Here is a 12,194-nt window from a genome sequence, read left to right as displayed (position 1 = left end):
ACTGAGCCTGCCATAAATGGTTCTATTCCGCAGGCTAATACGAGGAATGCATCAGTGACTCACAACGCACTTGATCGTGGCGATCGTCGAATACTTGCAATATTGCAGAGAGATTGCCTTACGCCTGCGGATCAAATTGCTGATGAAACAGGTATGTCCGCTTCATCTGTTTTGAGGCGCATACGTAAAATGCGCGACGATGGGGTAATTTTGGGACAGGTCACAATTGTCGATGCGAAGAAGGTGGGTATGCCTTTAACCTTTGTTACTGCGCTAGAAATTGAGAGAGAGCGCAAGGACTTACTTGCTCAACTTAAAAGATGGTTGGATAAAGAAGACTCAGTACAACAGGCCATTTACACAACTGGCTCCGCTGACGTTTATTTGATCGTGGTAGCAAAGAATGTGGAAGCCTATGATGCGATTACCCAGAGACTTGTGGAGGAAAACCCAAACATACGTCGTGTTACAACCAGTGTCTCGCTACAAACATATAAGCGCGGACTATACATACCTACTGAAGATGACAGTATCTGACTTCATGCCGAGAGTCCCTAACCTTCTTGTTGGCATGAGCGGGCTGACATAGTTTTTTTCCGGTCTAACCCGAAGTTGACGGGCAGACGGCACATGCTCTCTTCATCATTTCGCAACGGAATGAGAGTTATCATTTCATTCTCGGTCCACTGTTATCGGTGCACATTTCCTTCGTTCAGCGAGACACGTTATGAACCCAGCGACCCAAGTGCCCCTTGGTACTGCGACAATGACCAAAAGTATGGTGCTCTTATTTGCATTCTGCTGCGGCGCAATCGTGGCTAACATCTACTATTCGCAGCCGATTATCGGCCTGATTGCACCGGACATTGGCCTGACCAATACCATGGCCAGCCCGATCGTTTCGCTGACCCAGATCGGTTTCGCGCTTCGCCTGTTCTTCCTCGTGCCCCTGAGTGATTTGTTCGTCTACAGAGCCGATCCATAACGGCCGTTCCATCAGAGTATCGGGCACCATAACGACCTTAAAAAACAGAACCTCGAATATGAATCATGAACTTTGGCAGGAACCTGATGGCTGTCAGACCTTTTGTCTAGCCGGTGCTCGAAGCTGGTTCATTTATTTCGAAAATCTCAAAGTCTTTTATCAACAAAACTGAAAAACCCGCGACGCAGCCGCGTCAAAAAAAGATGCACAACCTATTGATTTTAAAGGCCTAAAAAAATCATCTTTTTTGAATACCCACATCGATTCAAGGGTAATCGTCAGTAAAAACGCGCCTTCCCCCACCTATTGTGTAAAATGCCGCCCGGGTGCCACCGCAACAACGCGGCAGGGCAGGTTTAATTCAGCGCAGGTCGGGCCGCCGCGCGGAGTTCCCGTGCCTATGAGCCACGATCCGTCACGCCTGCAGGCTGCCCCTGCCCGTCAGCAGTCGCCGTCTGCTTTGGCCTTTCTTTCCCGATTTTTCGCCGCCGAGTCCGCCGGTGGCCTGATCCTGATGGCCGCCGCCCTCGCCGCGCTGCTGGTCGCCAACTCGCCTTGGGCGGCCACCTACTTCTCGACCCTGCACATCAAAGTCGCTGGTCTGTCGATCGAGCATTGGGTGAATGATGGCCTGATGGCGATCTTCTTCATGCTGGTGGGCCTGGAGATCAAGCGCGAAATGCTCGCCGGTCAGTTGTCGACCTGGGGGGCAGCGCGCGCTGCCGGGCTTTGCCGCGCTGGGCGGGATGCTGGTGCCCGCCCTGATCTACGTCGCGATCAACTGGGGCAATCCGCAGACCCTCAGCGGTTGGGCGATCCCCGCAGCCACCGACATTGCTTTCGCTTTGGGCGTACTGTCGCTGCTGGGCAAACGGGTGCCAGTGTCGCTGAAAATTTTCCTCTCCGCGCTGGCCATTCTTGATGATCTGGGTGCAGTGGTGATCATCGCGATTTTCTACACCAGCGGCCTGTCGATAAGCATGCTGTTGGCCTCGTTGGCGGTGATCGCATTGCTGGTGATCCTCAACCGCTGCGGCGTCAGAAAGCTGTGGCCGTACCTGATCGCTGGCGCCCTGCTGTGGTTCTTCATGCTGCAATCGGGGATCCACGCGACTCTCGCCGGGGTGATTCTGGCCCTGTGCATTCCGCTGGGTAACCCGGAAGACGAGCACAACTCGCCGCTGCTCTACCTCGAAGAAAAAATGCATCCGTGGGTGGCGTTCGCCGTGGTGCCGATCTTCGGCTTCGCCAACGCGGGCGTGTCATTGAGCGGCATTTCCCCGAGCAACCTGCTTGAGCCGGTGCCGCTGGGCGTCGCGTTGGGCCTGTTGTTCGGCAAGCAGATCGGCATCCTCGGCCTCGGCGCCCTGGCGATTCGCAGTGGTCTGGCGCAACTGCCGCAAGGCGCGAGCTGGCTGCAACTGTACGGCGTCGCCCTGCTCTGCGGGATCGGCTTCACCATGAGCCTGTTCATTGGCGCACTGGCCTTTCCGGGCGCGCCGCATCTGGTCGATTCGGTGAAGGTCGGTGTGTTGCTGGGTTCGATCCTGTCGGCGCTGCTGGCGGTGGTCGTGCTGATGAATGCGGGTAAGGCGAAGGCGTCGAACTGACCTCAAGATCTCATCGAAATAAATAACAATGTGGGAGCGAGCCTGCTCGCGAAGGCGCTGGTTCAGTCAACAGTTTCGCTGACTGAACTGACGCTATCGCGAGCAGGCTCGCTCCCACAGTTTTTTACAGCGGTAATGCTCAGCCTTTTTCGTCGATTCCGGCCTGCAGGGTCTGGCTATCCAGGTTGCCACTCAGGGTCACCGGACCGACTTTCAGGTGGCCGTTATCGAACGACCCCTTCGGTGCGTTCTCCTCGGCTTTCTGCGGCAGGTCCAGTCCGGCTTTCACGCCGTATTCACGGTTGACCAAGTCACGGCTACCGACCTTTGAACCGCCCAGATCGACCTTGCCTTCAGCCGATGAAATCTGCGCGCCGGTCAGCTGTGTCGCGCCGTCCACCGCAAGGTTCACACCCTGATTGCCACTGATGCCGGACGCCTGCGCCACGCTGTCCTTGTGCGCGTATTCGCCCTGCGCCTTCAGCGTTGGTTTGTAGTCGGTGCCGGCGAGTTTTTCCTTGTCACTCGGCGGGTTCTTCTTCGCGGTCAGGCCCAGATCGACATCGACCCTGGCTTGCGTCTTCGAGTCCTGACGGCTGTCGACGGTCAGATCACCGGCGACCTTGCCACTGACAGTGTTCGCGTCGATCCGCGCCCCCGACAGTTGTGCATCGCCTGCGCTGTTGAGGACCACGCTGTCAGCCTTGATCTGGCTGTTCTGCTGGGTGGTGCCTTGCAGGTAATCGACGCCGACCTTGGCCCCGGCGTTGAAGCCGTGGTCGCTGCTGGCCTTTTCATCGGCAGCGGTCGGGGTCTTGCTGCTCAGGTTGCCGCCGGCATTCAGCGCAACGCTCCAGTTGTTGCGCGTCTCGGTAGATTGCGCCGACTCCTGAACCAAACCGCCCTTCTGCGCATTGATGCTGACGTTCGGCGCGCTGACTTGCGTGCCTTGCAGGTGCACCGCATCACCGCTCAACACGACGTTACTCTGGCTGTTGAGCTGACCACCGGTCAGGGTTTGCGAGTGTTCATTGACCCGACCGATGTTGAAGTTGCCGCTCAGATTAGCGCCCTGATCGCGACTCTTCTCGCTGCTGGATTTGCTGCCGCCGCCTTTCAAGCCGCCGCCGAGATTGCTGCCGGTCGCGGTGTGGGTATCAACGGCCGCTTGCAGATCAAGCTTGCCGTCAGCGTGCAGATCGATGCCGCCGGCACTGTCGATCTTCGTGCCTTGCTGAACCTGATTGCCGCCACTGCTCAGTTGCACCGGGCCAATGCCGCTGATGCTCGCGACGTGAGCCTGAGTGTCAGTGGTCTGCTTGCCGGTATGGTCTAGCTGGAAGCCAGCGCCGAGATCGACGTTGGTGCCGTCGGTGCCCGGCAAGGTGCCGACCGTCAGCGAGCCGTTGCCGCGCAGGCTGGAGTCGCTGCTGCTCTGGCGGTCACTGGCCTGATTCAGCGCCAGATCGCCGCCGGTCTTGATGCTCACACCGCCCTGCCCGCCGTCAACACGGCTGCCAGCGAACTGCGCATCTGCGCCAACGTTGATGTTCACGCCCTGATTGCCGGCATACCCGCCGACCACCGCCGTACTGCTGTCCTTGCTGCTGTAGCTGTTGCCGCCCGCACCGCTGCCGGCGACGTTCACGTCTTCGCCGGTCTTGGTGTAAACGCGCACGTCGACCTTGGCATCGACTGAGTTATCGGTGCTGCCGTGAGTGTTGCTCGCGGCATCGGCAACCAGTGTGTCGGCGTTGATGTTGACCTTGCCGTTGCTCGCGCTGTACTGAGTGCCCTGGTCGTGCAGGGTGCCGGCGGTTTTCACCTCGACACTGCCGCCGTCGAAACGGCTGACCACGGCGTTGCTGTTGTGCTCGGTCTTGTCAGCGCTGCCGTGACCGATCGCCACGTCGAGACCAACGTTTGGCTGGCCGAGATTGCTCAGGGCTTCCTTGTCCGGCACCTTGCCGTTGAGCACATCCTTGACCGCACCGGCAATCGGGCGGGCGATGTCCTTGTACTCGACATTGGCGCCGATGTCCGCCGACCAGTTGCTCTGGTTATGGCTGCTGCTTTCGGTGTTGCTGGCGGCGCGGTTGTCGATTTCGTTGGCCGTGACGTTCAGACCGTTGCCAGCCTTGACCTGCGCGCCTTCGGTCACCAGCTTGTCGGCATTGATGTTCAGGCTGCCGCTGCTTTGCACGTGGGTGGTTTGCGCGGTGGTTTTGCTGCTGCTGTCTTGCGTGGTGCTGTGGGCAAAATCGACACCACTGCCGGCGCGGTCGAGGCCACCGGTGTAGTAGAAACCGCCGCCGGTGCTGGAGGTATCGGTCGAAGTTTTGTGGCTGTCCTGTTCGGCCAGCAACGACACATTATTGCCACTCAGCGTGGTGTCGCCGGCCGTGGATTTGACTTCACCGCCCTTGATGGTCAGATCGCCGCCGGCCTTTACCTGCACGCTGGCGCCGCTGAGGCTGGAGCCTTGCTGGTTGACGTCGTTGCGGGTGACGGTCTGCTGCTTGTCTTCGTAGTGCACCCCGGCGCGGTATTGCTCCGGCGTTTGCTCTTTGGCGTAGGCATCGAAGCCACGGGTCTCGGTGGTAGAGCTGCTGTCGTGGCTGTTCTGCGTGGAATGCACGTTCACATCACCCGCTGCGTCCGCCGTCAGCGCGCCGCCAGCCTTGACCGTGGAGCCGGCCACTTCGATGTCCTTGGCGCTTTTGAGCTTGAGGTTGCTGTCGGAAACCAGCTCGCTGCGCACCGTGGTGCTGTCCCTGGCGTTCTGCCGCGATTCGTCCTTGGTGATGCCGAAGAACTTGCTGTCCTTGTCGTGGTTGTTGCTGTGCGAGGTGTCCTGCACGCCGTCGATCACCAGCGAACCCTGATCACTGATAACGCTGGCCTCGGTGCCGCCACGGACCTGGCTGCCGCTGATGCGCACATCATCAGCCTTGACGATCAGTTTGCCGGCCGCATTGATTTTGCTGCCCTGATGTCGGGTCTGGCCCTTGTCGGCGTCTCCGGTCTTGCCGAAGAATCCGCCACCAACCAGGTCGCCTGAGTAGCTGTTGTTATTACTGCGACTGGTGCGCGTGGCGGTGGTGACGTCCACTTGCTTGCCCGCCAGTTTCACATCGCCGGCGCTGTTCAGTTCGGCGCCTTCGGAACGCAGCAACGCGGCGGTTTGCAGCGCGATATTGCCGCCCTTCAACTGGCTGCCAAGGCTGCGCTGCTCTTCGCTGCTGCTGTTCCAGTCAGCCTTCCACAAATGCTTGCGATGGTTGCCCTGATCGGTCTGAGTATGGCGTTCGGTGGCCGCAGTCAGGCGCAGATCACCGCCGCTGTGCACATCGAGATTTTTCGCCGCTTCAACCTTGGCGGCTTTGAGTTCGGTGTCTTTGCCGGAAGACAATTTCGCATCGCGGCTGGCGACGATCTGGCTGCCGTGCTGGCGAGTTTCACTGTCGGTCTGGGTGCGGTCGTAGGTTTCCCAAGTGATGCCGATGGTGCTGTTGCTCCAGTTTTCGCGCTTTTCCTGAAGCTTGCGGCTTTCGACGGTACTCAAGGTCAGGTTGCGCTTGGCATTGACGCTGACGTCGCGAGCACTGACGTCGGTGGCGGCCAATGTCAGATCGTTGCCGCTGTGCAGGCCGACATCGCCCTGACTGCTGCGAATGCCGGCACGGGTCACGTCGAGGCTATTGGAGATAGCCGCACCGCTGACGCTGAGGTCGCCAGCCGAACGGATCTGCACGCCGTCACGCCCCGGCCACTTGTACCGCACCCACACGCACGCCCGCGCCTTCGGCGGTGCTGACGATATTGATGCGCCCGGCCTGCATCGCACCGAACAGGCTGGCGTCGATGCGTTGATCGGTGGTGTTGCCCGCCGGGTCCACGGTTTTTACCTGACCGCTGGCGTAATCCACCTGATTGCGCCCCGCCGTGAGGTTGAGTTGATCGCGGGCATCAATGCGGCCCTGGCTGTCGATACGCGGGGCGATCAGGTTGATCGAGCCTTCAGCGTTGCGCAGGCCACCGCTGTGGATCTGCAACTGACCACTGGCGTCGCGGGTGTTCAGCGCTTGCAGTTTGCCGTCGTTCAATTCAGGACGACCGACCAGCAGACTGGCGTTCGGCGTGTTGATGAAACTGCCGCCGTTCACCGAGATGCCGTTGGGGTTGGCCAGCACGTAATCGGCAGCGCGGCCGAAGATTTCCTGGGCGCCATTGATCGCCGAAGGGTTACGGCTGATCACCTCGTTGAGGATCACGCTCGCCGCCTGCCCCTGCAGTTGCGGGTTGGCCGCCAGTTGCCCGGCGAGCTGCGATTGCCCGGCCTGCAAGGCGTTGTTCAGCACCAGACCCTGACGGTCGACGTTGTAGTCGAGGAACTGGTTGTGCGACAGGCCCGAGCCGTTGGGCGCGACGATATTGACGATGGGCACGCCGCCCTGAGTCTGCAATTGCGCGGTGCCGCCGGGGCCGGGTGCGACCACCACACCGCCGGCGATAGCGGTCGGCAGGTGCACGGCGAAGAACAGGCTGGCGATCGCCCAGCGCAGTTTGCCCCGAGGAGAAAGATGAAATGCAAAGGTGTGTGCTGGCATAAAAACGTCTCCATGTAAGTACGGCATCACGGCGCGCGATTGAGTGTTGGCCGTGGCTGTCGCGCTCAGATCCGACGGCTGTTTGTTCACTGCTTGATGAGTTTCGCTGGTGCTCATATCTGCAACCCCACGCGCATCAGCCAGGTCTCTGGCTCGTGCTGCAAACCATTGGGGGTGTTGAGGGCGCGTTGGTAATCGACATCCACTTGCAGATTCTTCCAGCCCAGATTCAGCCCGACGCTGGCACCGCTCAGGCGTTGGCCCTGGGCGCCGTGGTCAGCCTTGAGCCAGCCGTTGTCCAGGCCCACGCGCGGGGTGATCTGCAGCGGCCAGTCGTTGCGCAGGGGCAGACGCAAGGTGTTGCGCCAGATCGCGCCGCTGGCAGCGGATGCGCTGTTGACCCGATAGCCGCGCACTGCCGAATCGTCGGTGCCGAGCAACTGTTCGATGGCCGGCAACGGGTCGGGGCTGTATTGGAGATTGAGCTGACTCTGCCACTGCCACGCTTGCGCGCCGAACTGGCCGTTGCGCCATTGGCTGAGGCCAGCGCGGTACTTGCGAAATTGCGCTTTGGGCAGGTTGTTGACCGCGTGATGGGCGTCGTCATCGGCGCCCAGCCAGCGCAGGCCTTGCGAGTAGGTGAAGTCGAGGTTCCACACCGCACGGTCGAGCCAGAACAGATTGAGCCCGGCTTCGGCCACGGTCAGGGTCGGGCTCTGAATGCCCAGGCGAACGTTCTCCAGGTAGCTGTCGACGTCCTTGTGCGCCAGTTGCAGGTTGGCGCTGAGCTGGCGGCTCTGGTCGCGCCACAACACGCGGTCGGCGCGCAGGCTCAGTTGATCGGTGATGCCGGTGCTGTACAGGGTCGCGCTGGGCAGTTTGAACGGCGCACGATACTCGGCGTGGCTGGCGAACGCGCTATAGGTCCAGTAGCCGTAGGGAATCGCGTAATACAGGCTGGCGTTGCGACTGTAGCGGTCGCCCTGATTCAACGTGTCGCTGGCGCTGAGGCTCAGCAGGTCGTTGAGTTGCAACGGACTGTCGACGCTCAGGCTGACGCTGTTGCGATCCCGCCCGGTGCTGGCGCTGCCGAGGTTGTCCATGCCCAGCCCCAACGCCCAGCGCGACTGTCCGGAAGTGCGCGAGCGCAGGATGATTCGCGACGCGCCGGGCTGGCTGGCCGGGGGCAATGTCGGCGGTCAGGTCAAGCGAACGCAAGCGGTTCAACTGATCCAGGCCCTGCTCCAGATCGCGCAGGTTCAGCGGTTGGCCGAGCATGTGCGGGAACGCGCCGCCCAGCGAAACGGGCAGGCTCTGATCGGCCAGTTCGATCGACTCGATGTAGCCTTCGTCCACCATGATGTCCAGCGACTGCCCCGCCGCCGGCGCACTCAACAGGTACGGGCGGCTGGCGATGTAGCCCTGCTCGACATAGATCGCGGTGATGGTCGCCAGCAAATGATTGATCTGGCCGACGCCCATGCACGGCGCCAGCAGCGGTTTGATCCGCGTGTTGAGCTTGTCGCTGTCGAGCAGCGTAACGCCGCCGATACGCGTGCCGCTCAGTGGCCAGCAGCGTTCATCGGGGGTGACGGTTTGCGGGATGGCCGGTGTGGCCGGTGCCGGACCGAACGCACCGCGCTCCAGTTGGCGCTTGCGTTGTTCCATCTGCAGTTGTTGCAGATCGCGCTGTTGCTGTTGCTGCTGGCGCAGCACTTCCTGGCCCGGCGCAACAGAGTCAGCCGCTTGAATCGAGGAGGCACACACACTCAACACAAAGGCCGACAACAGCGGGCAAAGCGTGAAGCGACGACGAGAAACAGCGCAAAGCAAATACGGCACGCAACATCCTTGCAAGCATGAAATGGCGTAATGCCACTTCATCAATGCGAGTGATAGTCAGAGCCTTCCTACACAAATGCAAGACGCTTCCTACAGCGCTTACATTTCTTAAACATTTGATTTTGCTGCGTTCAACGCTAGGCCATCAGGGTTTCCCCGAGGGCTCTCATCGAGTTCTCAAAGACCTGCCCCGCATTACCGGGACTGTCATTTCTCGAAACCGCTCCAAACCCCGAGGCCGGGTAAGCAACTGACGATCGGCACAAAAAACGTAATTGCCACAAAATATTACTTGCGTCATATTACGACTGTAATAACCACTCGTTCCCGCAGGTATTACGCCATGACCGCCATGTCCACCCTCGAGCCCGACCTGTCATCCCCGGTCACTCCCGCCAAACCGCCTTTGCGCAAGCGCCTGCTGCTGACCGGCTCTGGCCTGATCGCGCTGGTCGTGATCGGCGTATTCGCCAGTCATTGGTGGAGCACCGGGCGTTTTCTCGAGGAGACTGACGATGCCTACATCGGTGGCGACGTCACGGTGATCGGGCCGAAGGTTGCCGGCTACATCGAAGAAGTGCTGGTCAGCGACAACCAGTCGGTGAAAGCCGGCGATGTGTTGATCCGACTTGATGCGCGCGACTATCGCGCCAACCTCGCCAAAGCCGAAGGCGCAGTCGCTGCCGAAGAGGCGCTGCTGGCCAACCTCGATGCCACCGAGCAACTGCAGCAAGCAGTGATTGGCCAGGCCCGCGCCGGCATCGATGCCGCCGGTGCCGAAACCGCCCGCTCGCGGGACGACAACGCGCGCTATAAACGCCTGGTCAGCAGCAATGCCGTGTCGGTGGAAAGCGCCCAACGCGCCGACGCCAGCTTCAAGACCGCCCAGGCCCTGAGTGCCCGCGCCCAGGCCGAACTGCTCGCCGCCCAGCGCCAACTGGCGGTGATCGACACCCAGAAACAACAGGCCCGCGCCGCCCTGCAACAAGCCCGGGCCGAGCGTGATCTGGCGCAGTTGAACCTCGCTACACCGAACTGCGCGCACCGGTTGATGGCGTGATCGGCAATCGCCGCGCACGGGTCGGCGCCTATGCCCAGGCCGGGTCGCAACAGTTGTCGGTGGTGCCGGCCAGCGGTCTGTGGGTGGATGCCAATTTCAAGGAGGACCAACTGGCGCGGATGAAACCCGGGCAACGGGTGAGCATCCGCGCCGACGTGCTTTCCGGCCAGGAGTTCCACGGCCGCCTCGACAGCCTCGCCCCCGCCACCGGCTCGCAATTCAGCGTGCTGCCGCCAGAGAACGCCACCGGCAACTTCACCAAAATCGTCCAGCGGGTACCGGTGCGAATTCTGCTCGATCCGGCCGATGGCGTGCTCGGGCATCTGCGGCCGGGCTTGTCGGTCACCGCTGAAGTCGACACCCGCGCGCCCGCTGAATCCAGCGCCGTGGCCGTCGCACCATGAGCACCACCCTCACCGCCCCGGCGCAACCGTTCAACGCCGCCGACATGGCTACCGCGACCAAAGTATTCGCCTTCGCCACGATGTGCATCGGCATGTTCATTGCGCTGCTGGACATCCAGATCGTCTCGGCCTCGCTGCGCGACATCGGCGGCGGACTCTCGGCCGGCACCGACGAAACCGCGTGGGTGCAGACCAGTTACCTGATCGCCGAAATCATCGTGATCCCGCTGTCGGGCTGGCTGTCGCGGGTGTTCTCCACCCGCTGGCTGTTCTGTGCTTCGGCGGTCGGCTTCACCCTGGCCAGTTTGCTTTGCGGTGTGGCGTGGAACATCCAGAGCATGATCGCCTTTCGGGCGCTGCAGGGCTTTCTCGGCGGCTCAATGATCCCGCTGGTGTTCACCACCGCGTTCTTTTTCTTCACCGGCAAACAACGGGTAATCGCCGCCGCGACCATCGGTGCCGTGGCGTCACTGGCGCCGACCCTGGGTCCGGTAATCGGTGGCTGGATTACCGACATTTCCTCATGGCACTGGCTGTTCTACATCAACCTGGTGCCGGGAATTTTCGTCGCCGTGGCCGTGCCGATGCTGGTAAAGATCGACCAGCCGGAACTGGCGCTGCTCAAGGGCGCGGACTACTTGAGCATGGTATTTCTCGCGCTGTTTCTCGGCTGCCTGGAATACACCCTCGAAGAAGGCCCGCGCTGGAACTGGTTCAGCGATCAAACGATTCTGACCACGGCGTGGATCAGCGGTCTGGCGGGTCTGGCTTTTATCGGGCGCACCTTGCACGTGGCCAATCCGATCGTTGATTTGCGCGCACTCAAGGATCGCAATTTCGCCCTCGGCTGCTTCTTCTCCTTCGTCACCGGGATTGGTCTGTTCGCGACGATTTACCTGACGCCGCTGTTTCTCGGCCGGGTGCGAGGCTACAGCGCGCTGGACATTGGTCTGGCGGTTTTTTTCCACCGGGGTGTTCCAGATCATGGCGATTCCGTTGTACGCCTTTCTCGCCAATCGCATGGATTTGCGCTGGATCATGATGCTTGGGCTGGGCTTGTTTGCCGTATCGATGTGGGAGTTCAGTCCAATCACCCACGACTGGGGCGCCGGCCAATTGATGTTGCCGCAAGCGCTGCGCGGGATCGCCCAGCAACTGGCGGTGCCGCCGGCAGTGACATTGACTTTGGGAGGCTTGGCACCGGCACGCTTGAAGCACGCTTCGGGGCTGTTCAACCTGATGCGCAATCTGGGCGGAGCCATCGGCATTGCCGCGTGCGCGACCATTCTCAATGACCGCACCAACCTGCACTTCACCCGCCTGGCCGAGCATTTGAACAGCAGCAACGAGGCGCTGAATCAGTGGCTGGCGCAGGTCGGTGGCAACCTGGAAACACTGGGTCAGAGTGGTGACGTCGGGATCACCGCCGGTCTGCGTCAGCTGTGGCTGCTGACTTACCGCGAGGCGCAGACCCAGACCTACGGCGATACCTTTTTGATGATCATGCTGGGCTTCATCATCGCCACGGCGATGGTGCCCTTGATGCGCAAGGTGCAACCACCGACTGCGCCGAGTGCAGATGCGCATTGATCACGGTTTCCGAAACAACCGGCCCCTGTAGGAGCTGCCGCAGGTGCGATCTTTTGATCTTGTCTTTAAAAGATCGCAGCCTCGTTTCACTCG

General features: G+C 60.9%; 1 protein-coding gene and 6 pseudogenes. 5 read left to right on the top strand and 2 right to left on the bottom strand.

Annotation, left to right across the window (positions count from 1 at the left end):
* The 3 genes and pseudogenes from HT737_RS25145 to nhaA form a co-directional block, all read left to right on the top strand.
* On the top strand, window positions 1-537 hold a 537-nt coding region (locus HT737_RS25145), incomplete at its 5' end, for an Lrp/AsnC family transcriptional regulator (protein WP_220459501.1).
* A gap of 190 nt (window positions 538-727) precedes the next feature.
* A pseudogene (locus HT737_RS25140) lies at window positions 728-973 on the top strand (MFS transporter); the annotation flags it as partial.
* 412 nt (window positions 974-1,385) lie between these two features.
* Window positions 1,386-2,595: pseudogene (gene nhaA / locus HT737_RS25135) on the top strand (Na+/H+ antiporter NhaA).
* 139 nt (window positions 2,596-2,734) lie between these two features.
* Here nhaA and HT737_RS25130 read toward each other — a convergent pair.
* Both HT737_RS25130 and HT737_RS25125 read right to left on the bottom strand, forming a co-directional pair.
* Window positions 2,735-7,205: pseudogene (locus HT737_RS25130) on the bottom strand (hemagglutinin repeat-containing protein).
* 113 nt (window positions 7,206-7,318) lie between these two features.
* Window positions 7,319-9,047, bottom strand: a pseudogene (locus HT737_RS25125) (ShlB/FhaC/HecB family hemolysin secretion/activation protein).
* Between the two features lie 343 nt (window positions 9,048-9,390).
* On the opposite strand from HT737_RS25125, the pseudogene HT737_RS25120 reads away from it, so the two are divergent.
* Both HT737_RS25120 and HT737_RS25115 read left to right on the top strand, forming a co-directional pair.
* Window positions 9,391-10,511: pseudogene (locus tag HT737_RS25120) on the top strand (HlyD family secretion protein).
* Window positions 10,508-12,101 (top strand): annotated as a pseudogene (locus HT737_RS25115) (DHA2 family efflux MFS transporter permease subunit). The pseudogenes HT737_RS25120 and HT737_RS25115 overlap by 4 nt, the downstream one beginning before the upstream one ends.
* Window positions 12,102-12,194 lie beyond the last annotated feature (93 nt).

This window comes from Pseudomonas sp. MD195_PC81_125, assembly GCF_014060985.1.
Taxonomy (GTDB): domain Bacteria; phylum Pseudomonadota; class Gammaproteobacteria; order Pseudomonadales; family Pseudomonadaceae; genus Aquipseudomonas; species Aquipseudomonas parakoreensis.
This window is presented reverse-complemented; position numbering and strand designations above follow the sequence as displayed.